A 26,778-nucleotide genomic window follows, 5' to 3' on the forward strand; every position below is an offset into this window, starting at 1 on the left:
CCGGCAAGAGTAAGGCGCATCCCGGACATGGACAGCCCCCTTCGGGGCGGGTAAGTGGCAGATATGACCGAAATCGAGATCACCGAAACCCTGGACGCGATCGGGCTGTTGTGCCCCCTGCCCGTTCTGAAGGCGCGCAAGCGGCTCACGGGCCTGCCCGCCGGCGCGGTGCTGGAGCTGTTGTCGGACGACCCGGCGGCGGTAATCGACGTGCCGCATTTCTGCAATGAAAATGGCCACGTCTTTCTGGGCGAGACCGATCACGGCACGCATCGCGCCTTTCTGATCCGCAAGGCCGGATAGAAAAAGGGCGGGCCACATGGACCCGCCCCGGTTTCCTGTCGCAAGGGGGCAATCCCCCTGGCCGATCAGCGCCCCAGCGACCACCAGCCGCGCCGCTTCGACTTGGCCGGCCGTGCCGGCTCGGAGGCGGTCTCCGACACCGCTTCGGTTGCGGGTTCTTGCCTGGGCTCGGGCTCAGCCTCGGGTTCCGGTTCCGCCTCGGGTTCGACGGTCGTCTCGGCCTTCGCCGCAGCTTCGGCAGGTTGAGGCGATTCGGCCGCTTCGGGCTGTTCGGTCTGCGCCGCCGGCTCGGACTGTTCGGCCGGTTCGGTGGCCGCGGGCTCTTCGACTGCCTGCGCCGCCACCTCTTCGGCCACGTCTTCAGCCGCTTCTTCAGCTACCGGGGCCTCGGCCGTTTCGGGCTCGGCCTCGGGCACCGCAACCTCGGCCGTCGCACCGATGTCCTCGACCGGCCCGGAGGGTACGGCCACGTCGGTCGCGGTCGCTGCGTCCCCGACAACGGCGGTTTCGGGAACAGGCTGTTCGACCGCCGTTCCGTTCACCTCCTCAGCCGGCGATGCCTCGGCGGCAGCCTCTGCGGGTGCCGCGTCCGCGGCCGTTTCCTCGGTCGCCGCGGCCGACTTCTTGCTTCTGGCCGACGGCTTGCGCGACCGCGGCGACCGGCTGCGGGTCTTCTTCGCCGGGGCCGGCTCTTCACCCGTTTCCCCGGCCGCTTCCGCAACAGCGGCCTCGGGCGCAGCATCGACCGGTTCCTCAGTTTCCGCCGTCTCGGTCATCGATTCCGCGCCGGCGGACGGCTCGGCGGAACCCTCTTCCGGGGCCTCGACCGGCGCGCCTTCCCCGTCCGTCGCTGCGACCTCGGTCGTCTGGGCCTCGCCCTTGGACTTGCCGGACCGGCGGCGGCGGCGGCGGCGGCGCTTCTTCGGTTTGCTTTCGCCTTCGGCTTCGGCCTCGGCGGTCTCGACAGCTTCCTCCTCGGACGCCGCGCCCGCGTCGACTTCCTCCATCAGCCGGGAGTCGACCGACACCACCGGCACCGCGGCCTCGGGCACGCGGCGGGTCGCCGTCTTCAACTTCTCGACGGTGAAATCGGGGCTGATCAGGTGCATGTCGCCCTCGACCCGCACCGACAGGCCATAGCGCGCCTCGATCTGGGCGATATGCTCGCGCTTCTGGTTCATCAGGAAGTTGGCGATGCCCACCGGGCAGCGCACCAGCACCTCGCGCACCTTGCGGCGGGTGCCCTCTTCCTCGAGCTGGCGCAGGATCGACAGCGCAAGGCTGTCATCGGACCGGATCAGGCCGGTGCCGTGACAGGCCGGGCACGGCTGGGTCGAGGCCTCGAGCATCCCCGGCCTCAGGCGCTGGCGGCTCATCTCGAGCAGGCCAAAGCCGGAAATCCGTCCCACCTGGATCCGCGCCCGGTCGGTCTTGAGCTTGTCCTTCAGGCGCTTCTCGACGGCGGCGTTGTTCTTGCGCTCTTCCATGTCGATGAAGTCGATCACGATCAGCCCGGCCAGGTCGCGCAGTCGCAGCTGCCGGGCGATCTCTTCGGCGGCCTCGAGATTGGTCTGAAGCGCGGTTTCCTCGATCGAGCCCTTCTTGGTGGCCCGGCCCGAGTTCACGTCGATCGCCACCAGCGCCTCTGTCACGCCGATCACGATGTAGCCACCCGAAGGCAGCTGCACCACCGGGTTGAACATGCCCGCCAGGTAGCTTTCCACCTGGTAGCGCGCGAAGAGAGGCAGCGGATCCTCGTATTTCTTCACGTTCTTGGCGTGGGACGGCATGATCATCTTCATGAAGTCCTTGGCGGTGCGGTATCCGCGTTCGCCTTCGACCAGGACTTCGTCGATCTCGCGGCTGTAGAGGTCGCGGATCGAGCGTTTGATCAGATCGCCTTCCTCGTAGATCTTGGCCGGCGCGACGGATTTCAGCGTCAGATCGCGGATCTGTTCCCACAGGCGCTGGAGATACTCATAGTCGCGCTTGATCTCGGCCTTGGTCCGCTTGGCGCCGGCCGTGCGGATGATGAGCCCCGCGCCGGGCGGCACGTCGATCTCGGCCGCGATCTGCTTGAGCTTCTTGCGGTCGGCGGCATTGGTGATCTTGCGCGAGATGCCGCCGCCACGGGCAGTGTTCGGCATCAGAACGCAATAGCGGCCGGGAAGCGACAGATAGGTGGTGAGCGCCGCACCCTTGTTGCCGCGCTCCTCCTTGACGACCTGAACCAGCATGATCTGGCGGACCTTGATCACTTCCTGGATCTTGTAGCGACGCTGACGCGGCTTGCGCGGCGGGCGGATATCTTCGGTCTCGTCCTCATCGGCCACCGATTCGATGCTGTCATCCTTGTCGGAGGCGTCCAGCACCTCTGCCTCTTCCTCGGCCTGTTCGTCGGCCTCTTCGGCCACCTGCTCCCCGGTTTCCTCTTCGGCCGCTTCCGCCGCGTCGCCATCTTCGGGCTCGGCGACGGGGGTTTCGGCGACCCGCTCCATCGGAGAGACACCTTCCTCGCCTTCCACGGGGGGCACAATGGCGACCGGCTCGGCCCCCTCCTCGCCTTCGGTCGGGTCGATCGTCTCCATGCCAGAGATCTGGACATCGGCGGTTTCCACCGCATCCTCGGCCTGCACCTTCTCGGCGCTGGTCTTGGACCGCGACCGGCTGCGGCGCGAACGTCCCTTGGGCTTTTCCTCTTCTGCCTCTTCCTGCACGCGCAATGCCTCGGCATAGGCGCGCTCTTCCTCCATCAGCGCCTCGCGGTCGGCGACGGGGATCTGGTAATAATCGGGGTGGATTTCCGAAAAGGCCAGGAACCCGTGTCGGTTCCCGCCGTAATCCACGAAGGCCGCCTGCAGCGACGGCTCGACCCTCGTTACCTTGGCGAGATAGATGTTTCCCGCCAGCTGGCGTTTGTTTTCGGACTCAAAGTCGAACTCCTCGACCTTGTTGCCGTCCACCACGACGACGCGGGTTTCCTCCGCGTGCGTGGCGTCGATAAGCATTTTCTTTGCCATGTGTCCTTGTTGCACGGCCGCAACCGCACCCTTTCAGGTGGTCGGGCACGACTGAGGCGGTGTCTTGTCTGGGCGATATGTGACGCGTCGCGGATCGGGCCGGCCAGCGGCTCTCCGAAAGATGTTCTCAACTCTCGCGTTCGCGTCATCGCGGTTCTTCTCCGACAGGTCGGTGTATCCGTTGCCTGCCAATTCAATCCCTCGACCCGGGAACCCGGCGGGGTGCTCTTCTGCCCCGGAGGGGCACAATCGGTCTGTCCAGTCTTTCGGCCAGTGTGTCGCAATTTGCGCCGGTCGAGGCTGAAACAGCGAATCTCTTCAACGGCGATCCGATGCATTGGTGTCATCGGACCCGTTTGCACAACATAAAGGTCGCGCCGGGCAAAAGACAATGGGCATTGTGCATTTCATTTGTTCATTTTCCCGTCCGCGACCGGACTGCACTGACCCGGACGCCATCCTCAGCCCTGCAGGTAATCCGACCGCTGGAGTCCGTATTTCGCCATTTTTTCGTTCAGGGTGCGCCGCGGCAGGCACAGCTCCTCCATCACCGCGGCGATGGACCCACGATGCCGGCGCATGGTGTTGTCGATCAGCATGCGCTCGAAGGCCTCGACATATTCCTTGAGCGGCTTGCCCTCGGTCGTCATCACCGGCTGCATCTGATCGTTGTCGGTCATCAGCAGCGACGCGATCGTGCCCGATCCGCGCCGCGCCTGAAGCACCGCGCGTTCGGCGATGTTGATGAGCTGGCGCACATTGCCCGGCCAGGGCGCCTGCAACAGCTGCGCGGCCTCCTGCGCGCTGACCTTGGGCGCCTCGCAGCCGTATTCCTCGGCGAACTGCTCGGCAAAGCGGGTGAACAGTTGCAGGATGTCCTCGCCCCGCTGGCGCAGCGGCGGCACCGTGATCCGCAGCGAGGCCAGACGATAGAACAGGTCCGGCCGCAGCATGTCCTCGCTGGTCTTGCCGGCCTCCTGCAGGTTGGAGATGGCGATGATCCGGGTTTCCGGCGGCGTGCCCTGTTCGTTGATCGCATGCAGCAGCCGGTTCTGCACCATTTCCGACAGCGTTTCGACATCCTCCAGCACCAGCGTGCCGCCGCGGGCCTCTTCGATCGCGGGCAGTTGCGAATCCTCGGGCAGCATCGGGCCCAGCAGACGCTTGGCCAGCGCGTCCTCTTCGAAGGCCGAGCAGCTGATCAGGACGAATTTCCGGCCCGCGCGGCTGCCGGCGGCATGCAGGGCATGGGCGACCAGGGTCTTGCCGGTCCCGGTCTCGCCGTCGATCAGGACGTGACCGTCCGCCTGCGCCAGATCCAGGATGTCCTCGCGCAGCCGCTCCATCACCGGACTTGCGCCGATCAGCTTGTTCATGATCTGCGTGCCGCCGCTGAGTTCCTTGCGCAGGGCGCGATTGTCCAGCACCAGCCGGCGCTGGTTGGTGGCGCGCTTGGCCAGTTCCGACATGCGGTCGGGGTTGAACGGCTTTTCCAGAAAGTCGAAGGCGCCGACCCGCATCGCCTCGACCGCCATCGGCACGTCGCCATGACCGGTGATCATGATGACCGGCAGGGCGCTGTCGGTGCCCATGAGCTTCTTGAGGAACTGCATCCCGTCCATGCCCGGCATCTTGATGTCGGTGATGACGATGCCGGGATAGTCCGGACCGATCACCTTGAGCGCCTCTTCGGCGCTGGCAAAGGCCTCGGTGTCATAGCCCGACAGCGCCAACCACTGGCTGATCGACTGCCGCATGTCCCGTTCGTCGTCCACAATCGCGATCTTCATCGCCTGAGCCATCTTGGTCACCCTTCGCACTTTGCCTTATTCAGCCGCCTCGACGCCCCCTTCGAGGATCGGCAACTGCATCTCGAATACCGCGCCGCCATTCTGCCCGTTGCGCGCGGTCAGACGGCCGCCCAGATCGTTCACGATCCCCGACGAGATCGCCAGTCCCAGCCCCACGCCGTCGCCGGGCTGTTTGGTGGTGTAGAACGGCTCGAACAGCGAATCGAAATCCTCGATCCCGCCGCCGTTGTCGCGCACCGTCAGCGTCGCGGTCTCGCCCGCGGCCAGAATGATCTCGACCTCGGGATCCTCCACCGACTTGGTGGCGTCCAGCGCATTGCGCAAGAGGTTGATGATCACCTGTTCGATCCGCACCCGGTCCCCCATCACCCAGACCGGTTCGTCCGGCATGATCCGCGTGAGCCGCACCTTGCGCTGCCGCAGCTGCGGCTCCATCATCGCCAACGACGAAGCCAGCGCGTCCGACAGGTTCACCGGATGGAATTCTTCTCCGCCCTTGCGTGCATAGGACTTGAGCTGCTTGGTGATCGCGCCCATCCGCTCGATCAGGTCGTCGATGCGTCCGAAACCGGCAAGCGCCTCCTCGGGGCGGTTGCGTTTGAGCAGCAGGCGCGCACCGGCCAGATAGGTCTTCATCGCCGCCAGCGGCTGGTTCAGTTCGTGGCTCACCGCCGCGGCCATCTCGCCCAGAGCCGCCAGTTTCGAACTTTGCGCCAGCGTCTGCTCGGCCACGGCAAGGTTTTCCTGCACGCGCTCCCGCTCGGCGATCTCGCGCTGCAGGCGCTGGTTCAGACGGCGCAGTTCCGCCGATTCCCGCTGGAACAGCACCAGCCGGAGGGCGGTGCGCCGGCCCATCGCGTAGAATGCCAGCGCCAGCATCAGCGCAAACCCCATGATCTCGAGCGCCAGAACCCCGTTCACGCGCTCGCGCACCGACTGATAGGTGGTGAAGGAAACGATCCGCCAGCCCCGGAACGGCAGGCGGTTTTCCACCCGCATCACCGCCTCGCCCTGCACATAGGCATCGGCCGGCAGCGCGGTCCAGTCCGCGGTCGCCTTGATCGCCCGTTCGATCGCGCTGACCGGCGTCTGCCGTTTCAGCGCCTCTTCCTCGGTCAGACCGCGCCAGCGGGATTCCGTGGCCAGAATGATCGCCCCCTGACTGTCGGTCACCAGCACCGCATCGGAAATCCCCGCCCAGGCCTGTTCGAACTTCTGCAGGTCCACCTCGACCACGATCACGCCCAGAATGCCGGACTGCGCCTCGATGCGACGGGAATAGGCGAACATGTATCCCCCCGCCTCGCGCGGAACCAGTGAAAAGATCGTGCCCTTGGAGCGGACCGCATCGACAAAGGGCGCCTCGCCTCGGTGCTGCTCGCCCAGGCGGCTGCGGTCGGTGGCGGCCACAACCCGGCCATCGGCGTCCAGCAGGATCAACGAGGCCGCGCCGATCTCCTGAACGTATGAAATCAGCCGCTGCGTGGACCGGCTGTAATCCTTGGACTGGAGCGCCGCGATCAGCGCGGGGTCGCGCGCCAGAAGCTGCGGCACGATCGAATTGCGCTGCAACTCGCTCATCAGGTTGCCACCGTAAAGCGCCAGCCGCAGTTCCGCCCGGTTCCGCGTCGCCGCCGTGAACCGGTCCGTCAGCAGACGGTTCGTCACCCAGACCGTCGCCACCGCGACCACAAGCAGCACACCCAGCGCCACCCGCACCGGCGCGCTCAGCGTCCCGGTCTCGGGCCGGTCCTTCGGCTTGGACGAAATCTCGGAGAAACCGTTCCGGGATGGCCGGGTCTGGGGGGCGTCGCTCATGCCCCCAAGCTACGCCCGTCCCGGCCCCGCCACAAGTCAGGCCGGCGCCAACACCCCCGCCAATGCGCGGAACAGCGCCAATCCGTCGGTGCCGCCATGGCCGGAATCCGCCGCCCGTTCGGGATGCGGCATCATCCCCAGCACGCGACGGTTGGGCGACAGGATCCCCGCGATGTCGGCGACCGATCCGTTGGGGTTTTCGGTATAGGTGAACGCGATCCGGTCTTCGGCCCGCAACCGCTCCAGCGTGGCGTCATCGGCGTAGTAGTTGCCGTCGTGATGGGCGATCGGGATCCGGATCACCTGCCCCTTTTCGTATTCGCGAGTAAAGGCGCTGTCGGTGGTTTCCACCCGCAGCCCCACGGTGCGGCAGATGTATTTCAGCCCCGCATTGCGCAGCAGAGCCCCCGGCAGGATTCCCGTCTCGGTCAGGATCTGGAACCCGTTGCAGATGCCCAGAACATAGCCACCGCGCTCGGCATGGGAAACGATCGCCTTGCAAACCGGCGACCGCGCCGCGATCGCCCCGCAGCGCAGATAGTCGCCATAGCTGAACCCGCCGGGCACGCCGACGATGTCCACGCCCTCGGGCAGCCCGGTTTCCTTGTGCCAGACCATGGTCACGTCGAACCCGACCCGTTCGAAGGCCACGGCAAGATCGCGGTCGCAGTTGGACCCCGGAAAGACGACGACGGCGGCGCGCATGACGCTTCTCCTCTTACGCTTTGCTGCCGGCCCCGACGCACGCGCCCGGCCGGCCATGATCCGTTCGGCGATCCAGGCGGCGCGCCCGGCGCATCACCCCATCTCGATCGTGTAGGACTCGATCACCGTATTGGCCAGAAGCTTTTCGCACATCTCGGCCACGTCCGCCTCGGTCACGCCCTCGGCCAGGTCCAGATCGATCACCTTGCCCTGACGCACGCCCTCGACGCCCCTGAACCCCATCGCCCCCAGCGCGTGACGGATCGCCTCGCCCTGCGGATCGAGTACCCCGTCCTTGAGCATCACGTGAACCCGAGCCTTCATCCTGTCTCTTCCCTCGATGGCAAAGCGGCCCGCTGCCGCTTCTTTCTGGTCAAAAATACCCAAATCCCGGCGCCGCCCCGCGCGGCACCGTCTCAGTTGATGAGCGTCGGCTTGCCATGCGGCATCTTGGGCAGAACCCCCAGACGCCGCGCGACCTCGGAATAGGCATCCGTCAGATCGCCCAGGTCGCGCCGGAACACGTCCTTGTCCAGCTTCTGACCCGTCTTGATGTCCCAAAGCCGGCAACTGTCGGGGCTGATCTCGTCGGCCACGATCAGCCGCATGAAATCGCCGTCGTAGATCCGCCCGAACTCGATCTTGAAATCCACCAGCCGGATCCCCACCGCCAGCATCACACCCGACATGAAATCGTTCACCCGCAGCGCGAGGCTCACGATGTCGTCCATGTCCTGCTGGCTGGCCCAGCCGAAGGCGGCGATGTGCTCCTCGGTCACCAGCGGATCGCCCAGGGCATCGTCCTTGTAGCAATATTCCACGATCGGGCGGGGAAGCTGCATCCCCTCCTCCAGCCCCAGCCGCTTGCAGATCGACCCGGCCGCGTAATTGCGCACGATCACCTCCAGCGGGATGATCTCGCAGGCGCGCACCAGCTGTTCGCGCATGTTCAGCCGCCGGATGAAATGGGTCGGCACGCCGATCTGGTTCAGCCCGGTCATGAAGAACTCGCTCAGCCGGTTGTTCAGCACGCCCTTGCCTTCGATGGTCGCTTTCTTCTCGGCATTGAAGGCAGTGGCGTCATCCTTGAAATACTGCACGAGCGTGCCCGGCTCGGGGCCCTCGTACAGGATCTTGGCCTTGCCTTCGTAGATTTTCTTGCGGCGCGCCATGGTCGTCCTTTCCCGGCTTTGCGCCGGAAAACGGCTCCCGGCGGTTGCCGCCCTCATAGTGCAACCGCGCATTTGTCGCAAGCAGGCGCGCCGAACCGGGCCTTTCACTGCTTCGGCCCTTGCGGTTCCGTTCCGGCAGGGTCATATCTGAACCGACGCAAACATTCAGCAAAGGGGCCATAGGCATGACCACTTTCGACGACCGCGAAAGCGCTTTCGAAGCGAAGTTCGCCCATGACGAGGAAATGCAGTTCAAGGCGCAGGCGCGCTGCAACAAGCTGCTGGGGCTCTGGGCGGCCGAACGGATGGGGCTGAGCGGCGAAAAGGCCGAGGAATACGCCAAGACCGTGGTCATCGCCGACTTCGAAGAGCCCGGAGATGAAGACGTGATTCGCAAGGTGACGGCCGATCTCGAAGGCAAGGTGACGTCGGACGAGATTCGCGCCAAGCGGGCCGAACTGCTGCCCATCGCCAAAGAGCAGATCATGAACGAGGCCGCCGCCGGCTGAACCCCGCCGGCTCATGAAGATCATGAGCCGAACGCATTTGCCATTTGCGCCCCGTCCATGCCAGACGGGGCGCAGTCGTTGAACCCGGCCGGCGTGGACCGGTCACGACCCAGTCACGAACCCGGTTACGAAGTGGATCGCCTGCGATGACAAACGTCTTCACCCACCTGATGGAGCGCCTCGACACCCTGCTGGCCGATGGCGCAACCGGCACCAACCTGTTTCAGATGGGCCTGCAATCGGGCGATGCGCCCGAGCTGTGGAACACCGCCGAGCCGGGAAAAATAACCGCGCATTATCAAAGCTGGGTGGACGCGGGCAGCGATCTGTTCCTGACCAACACCTTCGGCGGCAACGCGGCGCGGCTCAAGCTGCATGATGCGCAGAACCGGGTGCGCGAACTGAACCGCGTGGGTGCCGAACTGGCCCGCGAGGTGGCCGACAAGGCCGGCCGTGAGGTGGCCGTGGCGGGCTCGGTCGGCCCCACCGGCGAGATCATGGAGCCCGTCGGCACGCTCAGCCACGCGCTGGCGGTCGAGATGTTCCACGAACAGGCCGATGCGCTGAAGGAGGGGGGCGTGGACGTGCTGTGGCTGGAAACCATCAGCGCGCCCGAAGAGTTCCGCGCCGCGGCCGAGGCCTTTGCACTGACCGACATGTCCTGGTGCGGCACGATGAGCTTTGACACGGCGGGACGCACCATGATGGGCGTGACCTCGGCCGATCTGGTGAATCTGGTCGAGGATCTGCCGAACCCGCCGCTGGCCTTCGGCGCCAATTGCGGCACCGGCGCGTCGGACATCCTGCGCACCGTTCTGGGCTTTGTCGCGCAGGGATCGGAGCGTCCGATCATCGCCAAGGGCAATGCCGGCATCCCCAAATATGTCGAAGGCCACATCCACTATGACGGCACGCCCGAGCTCATGGCCGACTACGCGGTCATGGCGCGCGACGCCGGTGCGAAGATCGTCGGCGGATGCTGCGGCACCACGCCCGAGCATCTGCGCCACATGCGCGAGGCACTGGACACCCGGCCTCGGAGCGACCGTCCGACGCTGGAACAGATCGCCGAGGCGCTGGGGCCCTTCAGTTCGGCCGGCGACGGCACCGGCGACGACGCCGCCCCCGAACGCCGCAGCCGCCGCGGCCGCCGGCGCGGGTGACACAGGTCATCCCGGGGTCATCCGGGCGGGGGCGTACTTCCCGGAACCCGAGCAAACGCGCAGGCGGCGTGCCATGACGGTATTGGCGAGGGGCTCTGCCCCTCGCGCTCCCCGGGATATTTTCAGCAAGAGCAAGAGGCAGGTTCCCGCCCGGCGACGGGTCAGCGGCCTTCGAATTCGGCGGGGCGTTTTTGCAGGAATGCGATCACGCCTTCCTGAAAGTCACGGGTGCGCCCGGCCTCCGTCTGCAATTGCGCCTCGATTTCCAGTTGCTCTTCGAGGTCGTGTTCAAAGCTTCCGCGGATCGCCTTCTTGATCCGGGCAAAGGCCTCGGTCGGACCCTTGGCCAGCCACTCGGCCCGTTTGCGCCAATGCGCCTCGAACAGCTCATCGGGGACGGCCTCCCAGATCATGCCCCACTGATCCGCCTGACGCGCACTGATCCTGTCGGCAAACAGCGCCGCGCCCATGGCCTTGGCCAAACCCATCTGCCGCGGCAGGAGCCAAGTGCCGCTGGCATCCGGGATCAGCCCGATCCGGGCGAAGGCCTGAAGGAAATAGGCACTTTCGGTCGCGATAACCACATCCGCCGACAAGGCCAGATTGGCGCCTGCCCCGGCTGCGGGGCCGTTCACGGCGGAAATCGTCGGCACCGGGCAGTTGTGGATCGCGCGCAGCATCGGATTGTATTCGTCCCGCAGCGCGCGCCCCAGGTCCAGGTCGCCTTCGCTGGAGGCGTCGCCCAGATCCTGACCGGTGCAGAACGCATCCCCCGCCCCGGTCAGCACCACCGCCCGCGCGTTCCGGCCGGCCTCGCCCATCGCATGGGTGATCTCGGCCCGCATCTGGCTGGTCAGCGCGTTCATCTTTTCCGGGCGGTTCAGGGTCAGCACCGCCAGCCCGTCGGCAATCTCAAGGGTGATCGTCTGATAGTCCATTCGGTCCTCGTGTCTGCTTTTGCAGGCACAGTGACCGAAGCCGCCGCATGAGAAAAGAGAAACCGCGCGTCACCCCACGGCTGCGGCCGCCCTTCGCCGCCTGCGCCATTCCTCCAGCGCCGGGTTGGGGTCGGAGTCGCCGCCCGCAAGATCGGCCGCTTCGTCGCGCAGCCGTTCGATTTCGGCGAGGTTGTGCAGAACCGCCGGCGCGCGGGCCATGGTCGCGGCCAGATCCCGCTGGAAATCCTGCGCCTTGGCCTGATGCCGGGCCCCGAAATAGAAGGACACCACCACGCCCAGCAGCCACCAGAGCGGTTCGGGCACCACCGCCAGCCCCTGCATCCGCGCCGCGAACCAAAGCGGATCGACCATCGCCGCCACGAACAGCCCCAGCGCCCCCAGCGCCAGCGCCGGGCGCGGCAGGCGGTTGAGCCCATCCATGAAACGATCGAACCGGCCGCGCGGAGGCTGACCGAATTCGGCAGCGAACTGCGCCATTGCCGTGGCGCGCAGTTCTGCCGCCCGCCGCCCCCGCGCCTCGGCGTTTTCGATGAAAACTTCGGCGGTTTCCCGCACCACGTTGCGACCGCCGCCGAACAACGCCCCCCAGAGATCCGCGATCAGCCCCATGCCGCCACCCTATGTTCGAACTCCGCATCGGTCATGTGGTAGCGCGGCGACAGGAACGCCTCGGCGCGCCGGATCCACCCGCCCTTGCCCCCGGCGCGGGTGCGGGCAAACTTGCGACTGGCCGGGCGGCGGTCCGCCAGACGGAAATAGTAGTTGCGCCGGGCGATCGAATAGGCGTCGCGCAGCGCGACCGGATCGGTCCGGGCCGCGTCATGGGCCGCGCGCGCGGTCTGCGGCCCGATCAGACCGTCCACGGCCACGTCATAGCCCATCCGGCACAGAAGGCGTTGCAGGATCTTCACCGCCTGCGCCCCGGCATTCACATACATGTCGAAAACCGGCGCGTGCAGCACATCGGGCAGCATGCCCAGCCGCGGTCGGTCATAGTAATGTCGGACGAAGATGTCGATCGCCTGATCCCGGCTCAGGCGGTGCAGATCCGTCTCGTCCACTTGGCCGTCGCCGTCGAGATCCAGCCCCAACCGCTGCATCGTACCCAGCGTGACACCGTGTTTGGTCGCCCCGCCCGGATCGTCCGGATCGTTCACGAAACCGCCTTCGCGCGCCACGATCCCGGCGGCAATCTCTCGCACCGTCTGCATTTCGCATGTCCCCTGCCTGGTCCATGCGAAACGCTGCCGCCGATCAGTTTACGAACCGCAACCCCTGCGCGCGCCGTAAGCGGCGGCGCGCAACGCCGGCCACGAATTCAGCTCTGGTTGGGATCCTCGTAGACGCCCTGTTCCTTGAGCGCGTCGATCACTTCCTTGGGCATGTAGTTTTCATCGTGTTTTGCAAGAATTTCCGTGGCTTGAAACACGCCGTTCACGTATTTTCCCGTGGCGACCATGCCCTGATTTTCGCCGAAGAGATCCGGCAGAACGCCGGTAAACCGGACCGGAACGCTTGCCCCGCCGTCGGTCACGAGGAATTCGATCGTTCCCTGACCATCCTTCTTCAGCGACCCTTCCTCGACCAGACCGCCGATGCGGAACACCTCGGACGGCGACGGCGGCTCCGCCATCACCTGGCTGGGCGAGCGGAAGAAATTGATCCCGTCGCGCATGGCATAGCCGATCAGCCCCGTCGCCAGCGCAAGCGCCACGAAGGCGACCAGGATGATCTGGATGCGGCGTCTTTTCTTCAGCGACTTCATGTCTTCCTCCGTCTCACGGGCGGGTCACGGGAACAGCGGCGGCATCATCAGGCCCCCCGTCTCTTCCTCACCTAGCATCAGGTTGGCGTTCTGCAAGGCCTGCCCGCTGGAGCCCTTGGTCAGGTTATCCAGCGCGGCAAAGACGATCGCGCGGCCTTCGATCCGGTCCGCCGTCACGCCGACATGGCAGAAATTCGAACCCCGCACGTGATGCGTGCTGGGAGCCTCGCCAAAGGGCAGCGTGAGGATGAAGGGCTCGTCCGCATAGGCCGCCGCCAGCGTGTCATGGATGGTCCGGGCATCGCCCTTGACATAGACCGTCGCGAGAATACCGCGGTTTGCCGGGATCAGATGCGGCGTAAACTGAACCCGAACGGGACGGCCGGCAAGCGCGCTGAATTCCTGATCGAACTCGCCCAGATGCCGGTGCGTGCCGCCGATGGCATAAGGGTTGTAGCCCTCGCTCAGCTCGGCATGCAGCAGGTTTTCCTTGAGCGACCGCCCCGCCCCGCTGACCGCGCATTTCAGGTCCAGGATGATGTCGTCCAGGTCGATCACTCCGGTCGAGATCAGCGGGCGCAGCGCATATTGCCCGGTCGCTGCATTGCATCCCGTCCCGGCCACCAGCCGCGCGGCGCGGATCTGGTCGCGGTAGAACTCGGTCAGGCCATAAACGGCCTCTTTCTGCAACTCCACGGCGGCATGGGGATTGCCATACCATTTCTCGTAGTCCGCCGGATCGCGCAGCCGGAAATCGGCGCTCAGATCAACGATTTTCAGATCGCGTGGAAGGTCGCGGATCACCTCCTGGCTGGTTTTGTGCGGCAGCGCGCAGAAACACAGATCGATGCCGGAAAAGTCGATCTCGTCGATGCGGCACAGGGCGGGCAGGTCAAGGTGGCGCAGATGCGGAAACACCTCGGTCATGCGCATGCCGGCCTTGCGCTCGCCCGACAGCGCGACGATCTCCATGTTGGGGTGCAGCGCGATCAGCCGCACCAGTTCCGCGCCGGTATAGCCGCTGGCGCCGAGAATTGCGATCTTGTGGGTCATATTGACCTCTTGTTTCAATGACTTGCAGGGTGTCTTCAAAGCTTCTGATGCTCAGGCCTTTTCGAACGTGATCTGTCGTCGCAGGAACTGCGTGGCGCGGTCGCTGACCCGCGCGGGATCGCCGGTGGTCAGGAAACCCGGCTCTCCGCTGCCCAGCATGTCGGGATGGCGCTGCAGATAGTCAGCCAGGCTCTCGGCCACGATCCGGCCCTGGCTGAACACCTTCACCTCCGGCCCCAGCGCGTCCTGAAAGGTCTTTTCCATCAGCGGATAATGAGTGCAGCCCAGAATGGCGGCTTCGGGGTCTGGCATCTTGCGCTTGAGCGCCTCCACATGGCTGCGCACCAGCGCCTCGGCCAGGATCATGTCGCCCTCTTCGATCGCGTCCACCACGCCGCCGCAGGCCTGCGCTTCGACATCCACGCCGATCGCGCGGAACGCCAGTTCCCGCTGAAAGGCCCGGCTGGCCACGGTCGCGGGCGTGGCAAACAGAGCCACATGCTTGACCGCCACCTCGCGCGGGGGACTGTTGTCGCCCCATTGCCGTTCGGTGAGCGCCTCGATCAGCGGCACGAACACGCCCAGCACCCGCTTGCCGGGCGGCAGTCCGCCCTCCTGGATCCGGCGCAGCGCGGCGGCCGAGGCGGTGTTGCAGGCCAGAATCACCAGATCGCAGCCGCGGTCCCAGAGCTTTTCGATCGCGGCGGTGGTCAGGTTGAACACGTCATCGGCGTCGCGCACCCCATAGGGCGCGTGGGCGCTGTCGCCGAAATACAGAAAGTCCACCTGCGGAAGTCGTTCCTGCGCGGCTTGCAGGACGGTCAGGCCGCCAAGACCGGAATCGAATATGCCAACTGCCATGTCGTTCACGCGCTCATGTGCCGCAGGCGCCAGACCGGCGCCGGTTCGAAAACCTCTTACGAGTCTTTCCGGCGATAGTCCATCGCCGCGCCCGACCCGCTCCGACATGCCGCACCCGGCGCATCGAGGCTTGGCACTCCTGCCGGGTTCGGGGCATACCGTTCCGAGGGCAAAAAGCGGGGCAGAACATGAAGGACCGGGCGGATCGGATGTCAGACGAAGGCGGCGTTGCGCTGCATCCGCCGGTCGAACCCTTCAAGACGCAGCTTCTGAAATGGGTTGGAAGCAAGCAGAAGATCGCGCACGAAATCATCCCCTATTTCCCCGCGAAGTTCGGCACCTATCGCGAACCCTTCGTCGGCGCGGGCGGGGTGATGGCCGCGCTGGCGCCCCCGCGCGCGTTGGGCTCGGACGTGTTCGCGCCGCTGGTGGAAATCTGGCAGACGCTGGTTGCCGATCCCGACCGGCTCAAGCAATGGTACGAAGAGCGCTGGGCCCTCTATCACGCCGGCGACCGGGTGTCGCAATACGAACGGATCAAGGCCGCCTACAACGCCGCGCCGAACGGGGCGGACTTCCTGTTTCTGTGCCGGGCCTGCTATGGCGGGGTGGTGCGGTTCCGCAAGCGCGACGGCTACATGTCCACCCCCTGCGGCGCGCACCCGCCGATCAAGCCGGAGTCCTTTGCCAAGCGGGTCGATCTATGGCACGCGCGGCTGAAGGGCGCGCGCTTTCACCGGATGGACTATCGCGAGGCGATGGCGCTGGCTGAACCCGGCGACCTGGTTTATTGCGACCCGCCTTATTCGCATTCACAGGCGATTCTGTATGGCGCGCAGGATTTCCGGCTGGACGAGTTGTTCGAGACCATCGCCGCCTGCAAGGCGCGCGGGGTCTTCGTCGCGCTGAGCATCGACGGCAGCAAAAAGTCGGGCAATGTCTGGTGCGATCTGGATCTGCCCGACGGCCTGTTCGAACGGGAGATCCTGATCAGCCTGGGCCGCTCGATGCTGCGTCGGTTCCAGATGGGGGGGCGGAGTCTGGAGTCGGAAGTGGTCAGGGACCGTCTGCTGCTGACCTATGGCGGCTGATCGGGTCGGGATCGGATCGGCTGCGCCGATCCGACCGGCCGGGGGCCTTGCCCGTCGCCATCGTCGTTCGGATCAATGGCGCTCCGATGGCGTCGCCCAGAGCATTTCAGGCAAGATGACGGCGCAAGGCAACCGACTCGGACCGCGACGGGTGCGCCAGTGCCGCCCGATGTTGCCGGACCGCGCTGTGGAACCAGATCCGGGAAAGGTCCGGTGAAATGCCGGCGCGGCGTGCCACGCGGTCGCGGGCCTGAGGCGAAAAGGACCACAGACCGACGCTGATGCGGTCGCGGCCTTCGCCTTCGCTGCCGAGCACCTTGGGCGAGGCACCGATTGCGCGGTAGATCCGCACCATACGGGCATCGAACACCCCGACGAAGTGGCGGATGCCAAAGCCCCGCATGATCTCGCCCCCGCCCAGCATCAGCGCCGCCGCCACGTTCGATTTCGCGTGCCGGGCGAGGCAGAAGCGGGTGCATTCCCAGATCGACGGGTCGCGAATCGGCGCACCACCGGTGAGATGGCCGAAGACGTCATTGACCATGACCGGCCCGGCGGTAGGAAGAAACCGCATCGAGCCGCCGTGCCGTCCGTCAGGGCATTCCCAGATCACGTAGAGCGGATCGAGGTCGTCGTATTCGTCCCGTTCGTGCCCCTCCGCATTCACCGTGACATCCCAGCCCAGGCGCGTGCGAAACTGGTCGGCGCGATCGCGGAACATCGTGTCCGCAAGCAGCGGGTAATCGTCCAGTTGACTGGCATAGAGATAACGCAGCATTGCCCTGTTCCCCCTTGTTCCGAGGTGGACAGGGCTAGGGCAACAAGGGTTAACGGCGGCTCAGGGTTGCGCGCGGTGCTCAGACAACGATCAGCCCGCGGCTGATGGCACGGGCGATGGCGTGGGTCGTGTTCAGGGCGCCCAGCTTGAACCGGGCGCTTTCGATATAGACCCGCAATGTGTGTTCCGAGATTTCCAGTGTCTTGGCGACCTGGGCGCGGCTGTAGCCCATCGCCAGCAGGGTCATGGCGTCCACCTCGCGCGGGGACAGGGCGCGGGCTTGGTCGGACTGGCGGTCGGGCTGGAACTCCATCGCCTTGCCGTGAAAGCTGTGGGCGATGAGGATCAGGTCGCGGCCACTGGACCGGGTGAAGGCGGACCAGCTGTCATCGTCGCCATTGTGGCTGGCCGTGAACAGGGCGAACTGGCCGTTGGGCCCCCGGATCGGAATGGAGTAGCCCTGATTTCCGACGCCGTGCTCCAGCGCGTCGCGGAAAAAGGCCCTGGCGGGTTTCGACGACCAGTCGAGCCGTTTCCAGTCCACCGGGTGAAACCTTTGGTAACAGCCGGTTATGACCGGATCTATACGCAGGTAGTTGCGGCAGAGATAGCGTTCGACCCAGGCGTCGGAATAGGTGCCACAGCCGTATTGGTCGCCCCCCGCATCCACCCAGTGATAGACCATGTGATCGACGCCGAACGCATCGCGGAGCCGCTCGATCACGCCCTGCAAATCCTCAAGCGCGGTGGCGGCATCAATATCCTCTAGCACCCGGTCCAGATTCACCGCCCGTTTCAACACGTCCGCCCGTCTCCTCAAGGTGCCGCGATGCGATCTCCGCCGCCGCGACCAGCGTGGTGTCGCCCAACTGCTCGGCCAGAGCCGGAAGCCCGTTGGCCGAGGCAAAATTCTTCAGATCCGCCAGAACGTCCAGTATCCAGTCATTCCGCATTGCCAGATTCGCCCTCCAACGGTTAACGAACGGTTAACACAACCTTAGCATGTGCTTTTTTCGGGGGGTATTCGCCGATTTCTACTCCCCAATTCCGGCGAGGTGCCCCCTGGCAAATCATTGAGATCACATGTCCCGACCGCACGGCACGCAAAAGGACCCGCGCCACCGGCCGGTGAGTCGCGGGTCCCGTCGCAGTCGCGTCAAAGGCGATCAGCCCTTGGGGCCGGCCTCCAGCACGTCCTCGAAAGTGCGCAACCCGGTGCGCGGCGCCTGAACCAGCACCGACATGTTGCCCGGCTTGTGCTCGTTGCGCAGCATCTTCATGTGCGCCTGGGGCAGATCCTCCCAGCTGAACACTTCGGACATGCAGGGATCCAGCCGCCGTTCGATCATCAGGCGGTTGGCGGCGGCGGCCTGCTTGAGATGGGCGAAGTGGCTGCCCTGAATCCGCTTCTGGTGCATCCAGACGTAACGGGCATCCATGGTCAGGTTGTAGCCGGTGGTACCGGCGCAGATCACCACCATGCCGCCCTTCTTGACCACGAAGGTCGAGACCGGGAAGGTCGACTCTCCGGGATGTTCGAACACGATGTCGGGGTTCACCCCCTTGCCGGTGATGTTCCAGATCGCCTTGCCGAACTTGCGCACCTCGGCGAACCAGGCCTTCCATTCGTCGGAATTCACCTTGGGCAGCTGACCCCAGCAGTTGAAGTCCTTGCGGTTGATGACGCCTTTGGCGCCCAGGTTCATGACGAACTCGCGCTTGTCTTCGTCCGAGATCACGCCAATGGCGTTGGCGCCGGCGGTGTTGACCAGCTGGATCGCATAGGACCCCAGCCCCCCTGAGGCGCCCCAGACCAGCACGTTCATGCCGGGCTTGAGCTCATGCGGGTGATGCCCGAACAGCATCCGATAGGCGGTGGCCAGGGTCAGCGTGTAGCAGGCCGATTCCTCCCAGGTCAGATGCTTCGGGCGCGGCATCAACTGCTGCGCCTGCACGTTGGTGAACTGCGCGAACGACCCGTCCGGCGTCTCGTAGCCCCAGATGCGCTGGCTGGGCGAATACATCGGGTCGCCGCCATTGCATTCCTCGTCGTCGCCGTCGTCCTGGTTGCAGTGGATGACGACCTCGTCGCCCACCTTCCAGTTCTTTACCTTGTCGCCCACGGCCCAGACAATGCCCGAGGCGTCCGAACCGGCGATGTGATACGGCGCCTTGTGGCCGTCGAACGGGCTGATCGGCGTGCCAAGCGCAGCCCACACGCCGTTGTAGTTGACGCCCGCCGCCATCACCAGAACCAGAACCTCGTGGCTGTCGAGCGCGGGCACGTCCACGACTTCGAGCTGCATCGCCTTGTCGGGTTCGCCGTGACGCTCCTTGCGGATCGCCCAAGCGTACATTTTCTTCGGGACGTAACCCAGCGGGGGGATTTCCCCCATCTCGTAAAGATCCTTCTCCGGCGCCTCGTAGGGTGCAATGCCGCCGTCGGTGTCCAGTGCCATCTCGGCCTCCTTGGTCATGGGTCTTGCCGCGACGCAGAATCGCGGTCCTGCCAGAGGGAATATGAATCTCCGCGCAACAATGCAACATCCAATCGTCACATTTTGAAATTTTATAACCCAGCAATCGCAGAAACCTCTTTGCGCGCGCAGAAGAAACTTGGCACCGCAGTCGTCCGCTTCGCCACCGAAACAGGTCGAACGGCCCTGCATTGCGGAACTTTTGGACGCCCGCGCGCCGATCCCGTGCCGTTACGTCAGACCGCAGGCCGCGCCGGATTGAACCGATCGTGGACGCGGCGGCTCTTGCCGCGTCGCAGAAAACGTGATTATTACCTTGTTGCGCCCACGGGGCCGCTGACGCAACTAAATTACCTTCAGGAGTCCGCGCCGATGACCGAAGCCCCAAAGAAAGACCGCATGACCGGATCGGCCGATCGTCAAGCCGATCGTCCCTGGCTGATCCGCACCTATGCCGGCCATTCCACGGCCAAGGCCTCGAACGCGCTTTATCGGCGCAACCTGGAAAAGGGACAGACCGGGCTGTCGGTGGCGTTCGACCTGCCGACGCAGACGGGGTATGACTCCGACCACGTTCTGGCGCGGGGCGAGGTCGGCAAGGTCGGCGTGCCGGTCTGCCACCTGGGCGACATGCGGGCTCTGTTCGACCAGATCCCGCTGGAGCAGATGAACACCTCGATGACGATCAACGCGACCGCGCCGTGGTTGCTGGCGCTCTATGTCGCGGTGGCCGAGGAACAGGGCGCGGACATCTCGAAACTGCAGGGCACGGTGCAGAACGACCTGATCAAGGAATATCTCAGCCGCGGCACCTATGTCTGCCCGCCGAAACCGTCGCTGAAGATGATCGCGGATGTGGCGGAATACTGCTATCGCAACATCCCGAAATGGAACCCGATGAACGTGTGTTCCTACCACCTGCAAGAGGCCGGCGCCACGCCCGAGCAGGAGCTGGCTTACGCGCTGGCCACCGGCATCGCGGTGCTGGACGAATTGCGCCCGCGCGTCCCGGCCGAGGATTTCCCGGCCATGTGCGGGCGGATTTCGTTCTTCGTCAATGCGGGCATCCGCTTCGTGACCGAGATGTGCAAGATGCGCGCCTTTGTCGATCTCTGGGACGAGATCCTGGAAACCCGATATGGCGTGGACAATCCGAAATACCGCCGTTTCCGCTATGGCGTGCAGGTGAACAGCCTTGGCCTGACCGAGCAGCAGCCGGAAAACAACGTCTATCGCATCCTGATCGAGATGTTGGCGGTGACGTTGTCGAAGAAGGCTCGCGCCCGCGCGGTGCAACTGCCCGCCTGGAACGAGGCGCTCGGCCTGCCGCGCCCCTGGGATCAGCAATGGTCGATGCGGATGCAGCAGATCCTGGCCTATGAAACGGACCTTCTGGAATATGACGACCTCTTTGACGGCAACCCGGCGGTCGAACGCAAGGTCGAAGAGCTGAAGGAAGGCGCGCGGCACGAACTGGCCACGATCGACGGCATGGGCGGCGCGGTGGCCGCAATCGACTACATGAAGGCGCGGCTGGTGGAGTCGAATGCCCAGCGGCTGAACCGTATCGAATCCGGTGAAACCATCGTCGTCGGCGTAAACAAGTTCACCACCACCGAACCCTCGCCTCTGACGAGCGAGGACGGCGGGATCATGGTCGTCGATCCGGCGGTGGAGAAAGAGCAGATCGCGCGCCTGAATGCCTGGCGGGCCGAGCGCGACGACAGCGCCGTGCAGGCCGCGCTGGCGGCGCTGCGCGAGGCGGCGGCCAGGGGCGAAAACGTCATGCCGCCCTCGATCGCGGCGGCCAGGGCCGGCGTGACCACCGGCGAATGGGCCGAAGTGATGCGCCAGGTCCACGGCACCTATCGCGGGCCCACCGGCGTGTCGCGGTCGGTGTCGAACAAGACCGAAGGTCTGGACGATCTGCGCGCCATGGTGGACGCGGTCAGCGACCGGCTGGGCCGACGGCTGAAATTCCTTGTCGGCAAGCCGGGGCTGGACGGCCATTCCAACGGCGCCGAACAAATCGCCTTTCGCGCCCGCGACTGCGGGATGGACATCACCTATGACGGCATCCGCCTGACCCCGCAGGAGATCGTGGAAAAGGTGCAGGAAGAGCAGGCCCATGTGGTGGGGCTGTCGATCCTGTCGGGCAGCCACCTGCCACTGGTGCAGGAGGTGATGGAGCGAATGCGCAACGCCGGGCTTGGCGATGTGCCGGTGATCGTGGGCGGCATCATCCCCGACGAGGATGCGCGGCGGCTTCTGGAAATGGGGGTGGCGCGTGTTTACACGCCCAAGGATTTCGAGCTGAACACGATAATGCGCGATATCGTGGCATTGGCGGATCCAAGGGAAATTGCCGCGCAATAGGCGATAAAATGCCCGCGAAACGGAATTGAAGCTGAAAAGCGTCCGGTTTTCCTTTATGTTTCTTGCGCGGCGTCTTTCGCGCCGCGGGGCAACAGGAGAAGAAAATGGCCATCAACCTCGAGCAGATGTCGCGAAAGGAATTGCTGGCGCTTCAGCGGGATCTCGAAAAGGCGCTGGCCGCGGCCGAGCGCCGGGAACGCGAAGCGGCACGGAAAGAGGCCGAAGCGGCTGCGGCGAAATACGGATTTTCGCTGGATGAAATAACGGGGGGTGGAAAGCCGAAATCGTCCGGCGCGAAAATAAAGTATCGCAATCCCGACAACCCCGCGCAGACATGGAGCGGACGCGGCCGCAAGCCGGCCTGGGTGCACGAAGCACTGGCGCGGGGGCTTGACATCACCGACCTCGAAGCCTGACAAGGCCGGGAAATTTCCCAAGGCGGTGAAGAGACATGACAATCCACATTGGCGCTGCACCGGGCGAAATTGCAGAAACCGTTCTCATGCCCGGCGATCCGTATCGCGCGAAATGGGCAGCGGAAACCTTTCTGGAAAAGCCTCGCCTCGTGAATGAAGTGCGGGGCATGCTGGGATTCACCGGCAGCTGGAAAGGCAATCCGGTCACCATTCAGGGCAGCGGCATGGGGATGCCGTCGCTGTCGATTTACGCCAACGAACTGATCCGCGATTACGGCGCGAAAACGCTGATCCGGATCGGATCCTGCGGGGGCATGCAGGAAAAGGTCAGGCTGCGCGATCTCGTCATTGCCATGACCGCCTCATCTATTAGCACGCCGTCCAGGGGCATTTTTCGCGAATTGAATTTCGCGCCCTGCGCCGACTGGTCTCTGCTGCAGGCGGCGGTTCGGGCGGCCGAGGCGAAGGGCACGCCGACCCATGTGGGCGGGATCTATTCCTCGGACGTGTTCTATGACGAACGCCCCGACCTGAACGAGCAGATGGTGCGGCACGGTATCCTGGGCGTCGAGATGGAGGCGGCCGAGCTTTATGCGGTTGCGGCACGGCACGGCTGCAGGGCGCTGGCGGTGCTGACCGTGTCGGACCACCTGTTGACTGGCGAGGCGCTGTCGTCGGCGGATCGCGAACGCAGCTTTGCCGACATGGTGGAGATCGCACTGGAGGCGGCGTTCGCCTGAAATCGCAGCGCGGGTGGACAGGCGGCTCGGGGGCGCTGCCCCCGCCCGCGCCATGGCGCGGACTCCCCCGGAGTATTTCACGCAAGATGAAGGAATGGCGGGATTTCGCTAGGCCTGCCGGCCGTGGGTTCGGTCGTAGCCGTTGGTGGCGGGCGGCTCCCATCCGTCCAGCGCGCCGTCCCGGGGCGTGTAGATTTCTACCAGCAGCGGGTGGCACATGGCGGCATCGCTGGAATGTTCAGAAGAGCAGTCTCCGCCCGGACAGGCGCTGAGCGCGCCGAGCAGGTCGATTTCCGCAAAGAATTCGATGTAGTCGCCGGGGCGCGCCGGGCTGGCCTTCATGAAATACTGCCCCGTATCGCGGGTGAAGCCCGTGCACATGAAGACGTTCAACACGTCGTGAATGTGGGGTTCGGCCGCGTGCAGCGGCAGGCCGGTATGGTCGGCCAGCGCGCGGGTGAGGTTCGAATGGCAGCAGTGGTGGTATTGGGTGCCCGACAGCAGGTTGCCCGTGTAGGGGTCGCAACGGGTGCCGATCACGTCGTGGACCGACCCGCCGTAGTCGTCGATCCCGTACCAGTCCAGCGTATCCTCGACGATCGTGGCCATCGGGCGCAGGGTGGGAAAGCTGCTCCACATCCGGTCGCCGGTGGTCAGATGCGTGCCATGCAGGGCGCGCGTCTTTCCGGAATAGAACCGTTCGGACAGGTCGTTCAGGTTCCACAGGTTGAGATCGCCCACCTGCGGCCCCTCGATGCTGGCGATGCGGAAGAAATGGCCGGCGGGCACCTCGAAACAGGCCGCCTCGCGCGGGGCAACGATGGTTTCACCGGTCTTGTCCGCCGTCGCGCGCGCCTGGCGATACAGGTTCAGAGGCGGCTGCGGCAGCGCGGCGGTCGGGTAGCAGATCACCGGCCGTATGGCGCGGCGGGCATCGGCGTCGGGGGGCGGCCTGTGTGGCATGGAGCAACTCTCTTCTGTTTTCGTCAGAGTGGAGAGAAACGCGCCGGTTGGGAAGCCCCGTCAGAGCTCGACCACATCGAGCGGGGGAAAGCCGTTGAAGCCGACCGAGGCGTAGGTGGAGGTATAGGCGCCGCAGTTGCGGATCAGAACCCGGTCGCCGGCGGCAAGCCCCAGAGGCAGCTGCACAGGGTGGCGTTCATACATCACGTCGGCGCTGTCGCAGGACGGTCCGGCCAGCACGCAGGGGCCGGTCGGTTCGCCGTCCTTGAGCGTTGCGAACTGGTAGCGGATCGCTTCGTCCATGGTTTCGGCAAGCCCCGAGAACTTGCCGATGTCCAGATAGACCCAGCGGTGCAGATCGCGGTCGGACTTGCGCGCCACAAGCAGAACCTGGGCCGCAATGGCGCCGGCATCGGCGACCAGCCCCCTGCCCGGCTCTGCCATGATTTCGGGCACATCGCCGAAGCGGCCGCGCACCATGCGCATGACCTGCGCGGCATAGCGCGTGGACGGCTCGATCGGCGCGCCGTAGAAGGCCGGGAAGCCGCCCCCGATGTTCAGAAGCCGCAGGTCGTGCCCGGCCGCCCGGGCGGCATGCCAGACCTGCGCCACGCGGCCCAGAACCGGCGCCCACATCGCCGCGCGACGGGTCTGGGAGCCGACGTGAAAGCTGAGTCCGACCGGATGCAGACCGAGATCGCGCGCCAGGGTCAACAGCGGCAGGGCGCGGTCGGAGGCGCAGCCGAACTTGCGCGACAGCGGCCAGTCGGCAGAGGTCGATTCGACCAGAAGGCGCAGACAGACCCGCGCGCCGGGCGCGTGGGCCGCGATCTTCTGTAGTTCTTCCTCGGCATCCGCCGCGAACAGGTCGATCCCGGCCGCATGCGCGAATGCGATGTCCTCGGGCCGCTTGATCGTGTTGCCAAAGGAAATCCGATCGGGCGTCGCGCCATGGTTCAGGCACAGTTCGATCTCGGCCCGGCTGGCGGCGTCGAAATGCGCGCCTTCGGCCACCAGCGCGTCGATGATCCCCGGCGCGGGATTGGCCTTGACCGCGTAGTGGATCCGCGCCCGGCCCAGCCCGGCCTTGAGCGCGCGGTAGTTGTCCGCCACGACGGAGGGGTCAAGCACCAGCGTCGGCCGGTCGAACCGGTTGCGCCAGATATGGGATTCGATGCGGGAAAGCGGGGCGGCCTCGGCGGGCGCGCCGGTCACGAAGGCGTTCATGGCCATCTCCATCAGGATCCGGCCCCGATCGGGGCGAAATACGAGCGGAGACGTTACCGTCGCTGCGTAACCATGGGGGCGGTCCCCCTTCGACAGAGGCGCGTGCGTTGGCGTCTTGGACGCGGCATATGGCATCGCGCCGCGAGTCGATCAAGCCCTTTTCAGCGCCGATCGCGCAGACAATCGCGCGGGGCGTCCCGGCTCTGCGTTTCCGCCCCGCAAAAGGCACAGCGCCAGACGCCGCGCGCGCGATCCTCGCGCCAGCGGCAGTTACGGGTCAGTGTCGTCGCGTTGTGCCGCCAGATGAAATAGGCCAACACGCCAATGAAAAGGATCAGAAGAAGCAGCGGCAAATCCGGCGTCCTCGGTCAGTGAGTCACGCCGTGGCTAACCGATCCGCGCCGGATTTACCACGCCTTGCGCGATCAGGCCGCTTCGGGTTCGCGCGGTTCTTGCTGTTCCGGCGGACGCGGTGCGACGCGCTCGGGCTCGGATGCGTCGTAATAGCTCCAGGCCCTTTCCAGCGCCTTCAGAGCCTCCTCGGTGTCCTTGAGGGGAAGAATCGAGATGCTGATCATGGCGATCTCCTGGGTTTGTCGGTCTCCTCCCAGATGTCCTTTCTACCACCCTGCGCATCCGGTTGCATCCGCCCGATCGGCAAACCGGTCATGCCGGCAAGACATGACTTTCGCCACTTAACAGCTCAGTCCAAAAGGAAAAACCGCCCGCGGTCTGCCGCGGGCGGTCGATCCTGTCCTGACCGGAGCAAGGCGGTCAGAGCTGGCGTTCCACCATCATGTGCTTGATCTTGGCGATGGCCTTGGCCGGGTTCAGCCCCTTGGGGCAGGTCTTGGCGCAGTTCATGATCGTGTGGCAGCGATAGAGCTTGAACGGATCCTCCAAATCGTCCAGCCGCTCGCCCGTCGCCTCGTCCCGGCTGTCGATGATCCAGCGATAGGCATGCAGCAGCGCCGCCGGACCGAGATAGCGGTCCGAGTTCCACCAGTAACTGGGGCACGAGGTCGAGCAGGACGCGCACATCACGCATTCATAAAGCCCGTCCAGCTTCTTGCGGTCCTCGATCGACTGGCGCCATTCCTTCTGCGGCGCGGGCGTCTTGGTTTCCAGCCAGGGCATGATGCTGGCATGCTGGGCGTAGAAATGGTTGAGATCGGGCACCAGATCCTTGACCACCGCCATGTGCGGCAGCGGATAGATCTTGACCACGTCCTTCCTGACCTCGTCGATGCCGTAGATGCAGGCCAGCGTGTTGATTCCGTCGATATTCATCGCGCAGGAACCGCAGATGCCTTCGCGGCAGGACCGGCGGAAAGTCAGGGTCGGATCGATCTTGTTCTTGATGTAGAGCAGCGCGTCCAGGATCATCGGGCCGCAGTCGTCGAGATCCACGAAATAGGTATCCACCCGCGGGTTCTGGCCGTCATCGGGATTCCATCGGTAGATCTGGAACTGGCGCAGATTGGTCCCGCCCTCGGGCTTTGGCCAGGTCTTGCCAGTGACGATCTTGGAATTCTTCGGGAGCGTTAACTGCACCATTGTCGTCTTCCTTT

Annotated in this window: 28 protein-coding genes; 7 read left to right on the forward strand and 21 right to left on the reverse strand. The window is 65.1% G+C overall.

The window, feature by feature from the left end; all coding sequences use genetic code 11:
• Nucleotides 1-63: 63 nt before the first annotated feature.
• Complete coding sequence (locus C4S70_RS02915) at nucleotides 64-303, forward strand: sulfurtransferase TusA family protein (protein WP_104006566.1); 240 nt, start codon at nucleotides 64-66, stop codon at nucleotides 301-303.
• A gap of 65 nt (nucleotides 304-368) precedes the next feature.
• On the opposite strand, the gene C4S70_RS02920 is transcribed toward C4S70_RS02915, so the two are convergent.
• The 6 genes from C4S70_RS02920 to purC all read right to left on the reverse strand — a co-directional run bounded on the left by C4S70_RS02920 (nucleotide 369) and on the right by purC (nucleotide 8,829).
• On the reverse strand, nucleotides 369-3,323 hold the full coding sequence (locus tag C4S70_RS02920; protein ID WP_104006567.1) for an Rne/Rng family ribonuclease: 2,955 nt from the start codon (nucleotides 3,321-3,323) through the stop codon (nucleotides 369-371).
• A 461-nt stretch (nucleotides 3,324-3,784) separates the two neighbouring features.
• Nucleotides 3,785-5,125: a sigma-54-dependent transcriptional regulator gene (locus C4S70_RS02925; protein ID WP_104006568.1), complete on the reverse strand. Its 1,341-nt coding sequence runs from the start codon at nucleotides 5,123-5,125 to the stop codon at nucleotides 3,785-3,787.
• Nucleotides 5,126-5,149: 24 nt separating this feature from the next.
• The gene (locus C4S70_RS02930; RefSeq protein ID WP_104006569.1) at nucleotides 5,150-6,952 is read right to left on the reverse strand and encodes a sensor histidine kinase; all 1,803 of its coding nucleotides are present in this window, start codon (nucleotides 6,950-6,952) and stop codon (nucleotides 5,150-5,152) included.
• Between the two features lie 36 nt (nucleotides 6,953-6,988).
• Nucleotides 6,989-7,657 carry a phosphoribosylformylglycinamidine synthase subunit PurQ gene (gene purQ / locus C4S70_RS02935; RefSeq protein WP_104006570.1) on the reverse strand — a complete coding sequence of 223 codons (669 nt, stop codon included), beginning with the start codon at nucleotides 7,655-7,657 and terminating at the stop codon, nucleotides 6,989-6,991.
• A 93-nt stretch (nucleotides 7,658-7,750) separates the two neighbouring features.
• Nucleotides 7,751-7,981 carry a phosphoribosylformylglycinamidine synthase subunit PurS gene (purS, locus tag C4S70_RS02940; protein ID WP_104006571.1) on the reverse strand — a complete coding sequence of 77 codons (231 nt, stop codon included), beginning with the start codon at nucleotides 7,979-7,981 and terminating at the stop codon, nucleotides 7,751-7,753.
• A 92-nt stretch (nucleotides 7,982-8,073) separates the two neighbouring features.
• Nucleotides 8,074-8,829, reverse strand: a complete 756-nt coding sequence (purC, locus tag C4S70_RS02945) for a phosphoribosylaminoimidazolesuccinocarboxamide synthase (RefSeq protein ID WP_104006572.1) — start codon at nucleotides 8,827-8,829, stop codon at nucleotides 8,074-8,076.
• 185 nt (nucleotides 8,830-9,014) lie between these two features.
• On the opposite strand from purC, the gene C4S70_RS02950 reads away from it, so the two are divergent.
• A complete protein-coding gene (locus C4S70_RS02950) occupies nucleotides 9,015-9,338 on the forward strand; it encodes a DUF1476 domain-containing protein (RefSeq protein ID WP_104006573.1) in 324 nt (107 codons plus the stop codon).
• 146 nt (nucleotides 9,339-9,484) lie between these two features.
• The gene (gene bmt, locus C4S70_RS02955) at nucleotides 9,485-10,501 is read left to right on the forward strand and encodes a betaine--homocysteine S-methyltransferase (protein ID WP_104006574.1); all 1,017 of its coding nucleotides are present in this window, start codon (nucleotides 9,485-9,487) and stop codon (nucleotides 10,499-10,501) included.
• 161 nt (nucleotides 10,502-10,662) lie between these two features.
• On the opposite strand, the gene C4S70_RS02960 is transcribed toward bmt, so the two are convergent.
• The 6 genes from C4S70_RS02960 to C4S70_RS02985 form a co-directional block, all read right to left on the reverse strand.
• On the reverse strand, nucleotides 10,663-11,439 hold the full coding sequence (locus C4S70_RS02960; protein WP_104006575.1) for an enoyl-CoA hydratase-related protein: 777 nt from the start codon (nucleotides 11,437-11,439) through the stop codon (nucleotides 10,663-10,665).
• Nucleotides 11,440-11,508: 69 nt separating this feature from the next.
• Complete coding sequence (locus C4S70_RS02965) at nucleotides 11,509-12,069, reverse strand: holin family protein (RefSeq protein ID WP_104006576.1); 561 nt, start codon at nucleotides 12,067-12,069, stop codon at nucleotides 11,509-11,511.
• Entirely contained in the window at nucleotides 12,060-12,671 is a 612-nt protein-coding gene (locus C4S70_RS02970; protein WP_104006577.1) for a holin-associated N-acetylmuramidase, read from the reverse strand. The genes C4S70_RS02965 and C4S70_RS02970 overlap by 10 nt, the downstream gene beginning before the upstream one ends.
• A 107-nt stretch (nucleotides 12,672-12,778) precedes the next feature.
• Nucleotides 12,779-13,225: a cytochrome c maturation protein CcmE gene (ccmE, locus tag C4S70_RS02975; protein ID WP_104006578.1), complete on the reverse strand. Its 447-nt coding sequence runs from the start codon at nucleotides 13,223-13,225 to the stop codon at nucleotides 12,779-12,781.
• Between the two features lie 24 nt (nucleotides 13,226-13,249).
• On the reverse strand, nucleotides 13,250-14,278 hold the full coding sequence (gene argC, locus C4S70_RS02980; RefSeq protein ID WP_104006579.1) for an N-acetyl-gamma-glutamyl-phosphate reductase: 1,029 nt from the start codon (nucleotides 14,276-14,278) through the stop codon (nucleotides 13,250-13,252).
• A gap of 51 nt (nucleotides 14,279-14,329) precedes the next feature.
• Nucleotides 14,330-15,139, reverse strand: a complete 810-nt coding sequence (locus C4S70_RS02985) for a glutamate racemase (RefSeq protein WP_104006580.1) — start codon at nucleotides 15,137-15,139, stop codon at nucleotides 14,330-14,332.
• A 209-nt stretch (nucleotides 15,140-15,348) separates the two neighbouring features.
• Here C4S70_RS02985 and C4S70_RS02990 point away from each other — a divergent pair, with 209 nt between their 5' ends.
• A complete protein-coding gene (locus C4S70_RS02990) occupies nucleotides 15,349-16,230 on the forward strand; it encodes a DNA adenine methylase (RefSeq protein WP_104006689.1) in 882 nt (293 codons plus the stop codon).
• A 106-nt stretch (nucleotides 16,231-16,336) separates the two neighbouring features.
• Here C4S70_RS02990 and C4S70_RS02995 read toward each other — a convergent pair whose 3' ends face one another.
• From C4S70_RS02995 to ccrA, 4 genes are all read right to left on the reverse strand, one after another.
• On the reverse strand, nucleotides 16,337-17,008 hold the full coding sequence (locus C4S70_RS02995; RefSeq protein ID WP_104006581.1) for an acyl-homoserine-lactone synthase: 672 nt from the start codon (nucleotides 17,006-17,008) through the stop codon (nucleotides 16,337-16,339).
• Nucleotides 17,009-17,087: 79 nt separating this feature from the next.
• On the reverse strand, nucleotides 17,088-17,807 hold the full coding sequence (locus C4S70_RS03000; RefSeq protein WP_104006582.1) for a helix-turn-helix transcriptional regulator: 720 nt from the start codon (nucleotides 17,805-17,807) through the stop codon (nucleotides 17,088-17,090).
• Complete coding sequence (locus tag C4S70_RS03005; protein WP_104006583.1) at nucleotides 17,764-17,961, reverse strand: hypothetical protein; 198 nt, start codon at nucleotides 17,959-17,961, stop codon at nucleotides 17,764-17,766. Before C4S70_RS03005 ends, C4S70_RS03000 begins: the two co-directional genes overlap by 44 nt.
• Before the next feature lie 213 nt (nucleotides 17,962-18,174).
• Nucleotides 18,175-19,467: a crotonyl-CoA carboxylase/reductase gene (gene ccrA / locus C4S70_RS03010; RefSeq protein ID WP_104006690.1), complete on the reverse strand. Its 1,293-nt coding sequence runs from the start codon at nucleotides 19,465-19,467 to the stop codon at nucleotides 18,175-18,177.
• Between the two features lie 390 nt (nucleotides 19,468-19,857).
• Here ccrA and C4S70_RS03015 point away from each other — a divergent pair, with 390 nt between their 5' ends.
• From C4S70_RS03015 to deoD, 3 genes are all read left to right on the forward strand, one after another.
• Nucleotides 19,858-21,861, forward strand: a complete 2,004-nt coding sequence (locus C4S70_RS03015) for a protein meaA (protein ID WP_235003660.1) — start codon at nucleotides 19,858-19,860, stop codon at nucleotides 21,859-21,861.
• Nucleotides 21,862-21,965: 104 nt separating this feature from the next.
• Entirely contained in the window at nucleotides 21,966-22,277 is a 312-nt protein-coding gene (locus C4S70_RS03020) for an H-NS histone family protein (RefSeq protein ID WP_104006692.1), read from the forward strand.
• 35 nt (nucleotides 22,278-22,312) lie between these two features.
• Nucleotides 22,313-23,017 (forward strand): purine-nucleoside phosphorylase, encoded by a 705-nt coding sequence (deoD, locus tag C4S70_RS03025; RefSeq protein ID WP_104006584.1) that lies wholly within the window; start codon nucleotides 22,313-22,315, stop codon nucleotides 23,015-23,017.
• A gap of 108 nt (nucleotides 23,018-23,125) precedes the next feature.
• Here the strand turns inward: deoD and C4S70_RS03030 are convergent, their stop codons facing one another.
• From C4S70_RS03030 to C4S70_RS03045, 5 genes are all read right to left on the reverse strand, one after another.
• Nucleotides 23,126-23,980 carry an urea carboxylase-associated family protein gene (locus C4S70_RS03030; RefSeq protein WP_104006585.1) on the reverse strand — a complete coding sequence of 285 codons (855 nt, stop codon included), beginning with the start codon at nucleotides 23,978-23,980 and terminating at the stop codon, nucleotides 23,126-23,128.
• 60 nt (nucleotides 23,981-24,040) lie between these two features.
• Nucleotides 24,041-25,207, reverse strand: a complete 1,167-nt coding sequence (locus tag C4S70_RS03035; RefSeq protein ID WP_200822711.1) for a type III PLP-dependent enzyme — start codon at nucleotides 25,205-25,207, stop codon at nucleotides 24,041-24,043.
• Nucleotides 25,208-25,368: 161 nt separating this feature from the next.
• The gene (locus C4S70_RS03040; RefSeq protein ID WP_104006587.1) at nucleotides 25,369-25,560 is read right to left on the reverse strand and encodes a hypothetical protein; all 192 of its coding nucleotides are present in this window, start codon (nucleotides 25,558-25,560) and stop codon (nucleotides 25,369-25,371) included.
• Between the two features lie 72 nt (nucleotides 25,561-25,632).
• Nucleotides 25,633-25,785 (reverse strand): hypothetical protein, encoded by a 153-nt coding sequence (locus tag C4S70_RS18605; protein WP_160114838.1) that lies wholly within the window; start codon nucleotides 25,783-25,785, stop codon nucleotides 25,633-25,635.
• Nucleotides 25,786-25,981: 196 nt separating this feature from the next.
• On the reverse strand, nucleotides 25,982-26,764 hold the full coding sequence (locus tag C4S70_RS03045) for a succinate dehydrogenase iron-sulfur subunit (RefSeq protein WP_104006588.1): 783 nt from the start codon (nucleotides 26,762-26,764) through the stop codon (nucleotides 25,982-25,984).
• Nucleotides 26,765-26,778 lie beyond the last annotated feature (14 nt).

Origin of the sequence: Jhaorihella thermophila (assembly GCF_900108275.1) — a bacterium.
GTDB classification, from domain to species: Bacteria; Pseudomonadota; Alphaproteobacteria; order Rhodobacterales; family Rhodobacteraceae; genus Jhaorihella; species Jhaorihella thermophila.

Coding starts and splice junctions, on each gene's coding strand:
- argC (WP_104006579.1), bottom strand. CDS start 14,278: ATGACCCACAAGATCGCAATTCTCGGCGCCAGCGGCTATACCGGCGCG.
- C4S70_RS03045 (WP_104006588.1), bottom strand. CDS start 26,764: ATGGTGCAGTTAACGCTCCCGAAGAATTCCAAGATCGTCACTGGCAAG.
- C4S70_RS02970 (WP_104006577.1), bottom strand. CDS start 12,671: ATGCAGACGGTGCGAGAGATTGCCGCCGGGATCGTGGCGCGCGAAGGC.
- deoD (WP_104006584.1), top strand. CDS start 22,313: ATGACAATCCACATTGGCGCTGCACCGGGCGAAATTGCAGAAACCGTT.
- C4S70_RS02965 (WP_104006576.1), bottom strand. CDS start 12,069: ATGGGGCTGATCGCGGATCTCTGGGGGGCGTTGTTCGGCGGCGGTCGC.
- C4S70_RS02950 (WP_104006573.1), top strand. CDS start 9,015: ATGACCACTTTCGACGACCGCGAAAGCGCTTTCGAAGCGAAGTTCGCC.
- C4S70_RS02915 (WP_104006566.1), top strand. CDS start 64: ATGACCGAAATCGAGATCACCGAAACCCTGGACGCGATCGGGCTGTTG.
- C4S70_RS02990 (WP_104006689.1), top strand. CDS start 15,349: ATGTCAGACGAAGGCGGCGTTGCGCTGCATCCGCCGGTCGAACCCTTC.
- ccrA (WP_104006690.1), bottom strand. CDS start 19,467: ATGGCACTGGACACCGACGGCGGCATTGCACCCTACGAGGCGCCGGAG.
- C4S70_RS02920 (WP_104006567.1), bottom strand. CDS start 3,323: ATGGCAAAGAAAATGCTTATCGACGCCACGCACGCGGAGGAAACCCGC.
- ccmE (WP_104006578.1), bottom strand. CDS start 13,225: ATGAAGTCGCTGAAGAAAAGACGCCGCATCCAGATCATCCTGGTCGCC.
- C4S70_RS03005 (WP_104006583.1), bottom strand. CDS start 17,961: ATGCGGAATGACTGGATACTGGACGTTCTGGCGGATCTGAAGAATTTT.
- C4S70_RS03020 (WP_104006692.1), top strand. CDS start 21,966: ATGGCCATCAACCTCGAGCAGATGTCGCGAAAGGAATTGCTGGCGCTT.
- C4S70_RS02930 (WP_104006569.1), bottom strand. CDS start 6,952: ATGAGCGACGCCCCCCAGACCCGGCCATCCCGGAACGGTTTCTCCGAG.
- C4S70_RS03035 (WP_200822711.1), bottom strand. CDS start 25,207: ATGAACGCCTTCGTGACCGGCGCGCCCGCCGAGGCCGCCCCGCTTTCC.
- purQ (WP_104006570.1), bottom strand. CDS start 7,657: ATGCGCGCCGCCGTCGTCGTCTTTCCGGGGTCCAACTGCGACCGCGAT.
- C4S70_RS02995 (WP_104006581.1), bottom strand. CDS start 17,008: ATGCTGCGTTATCTCTATGCCAGTCAACTGGACGATTACCCGCTGCTT.
- purS (WP_104006571.1), bottom strand. CDS start 7,981: ATGAAGGCTCGGGTTCACGTGATGCTCAAGGACGGGGTACTCGATCCG.
- C4S70_RS18605 (WP_160114838.1), bottom strand. CDS start 25,785: ATGATCAGCATCTCGATTCTTCCCCTCAAGGACACCGAGGAGGCTCTG.
- purC (WP_104006572.1), bottom strand. CDS start 8,829: ATGGCGCGCCGCAAGAAAATCTACGAAGGCAAGGCCAAGATCCTGTAC.
- C4S70_RS02960 (WP_104006575.1), bottom strand. CDS start 11,439: ATGGACTATCAGACGATCACCCTTGAGATTGCCGACGGGCTGGCGGTG.
- C4S70_RS02985 (WP_104006580.1), bottom strand. CDS start 15,139: ATGGCAGTTGGCATATTCGATTCCGGTCTTGGCGGCCTGACCGTCCTG.
- C4S70_RS02925 (WP_104006568.1), bottom strand. CDS start 5,125: ATGGCTCAGGCGATGAAGATCGCGATTGTGGACGACGAACGGGACATG.
- bmt (WP_104006574.1), top strand. CDS start 9,485: ATGACAAACGTCTTCACCCACCTGATGGAGCGCCTCGACACCCTGCTG.
- C4S70_RS03030 (WP_104006585.1), bottom strand. CDS start 23,980: ATGCCACACAGGCCGCCCCCCGACGCCGATGCCCGCCGCGCCATACGG.
- C4S70_RS03015 (WP_235003660.1), top strand. CDS start 19,858: ATGACCGAAGCCCCAAAGAAAGACCGCATGACCGGATCGGCCGATCGT.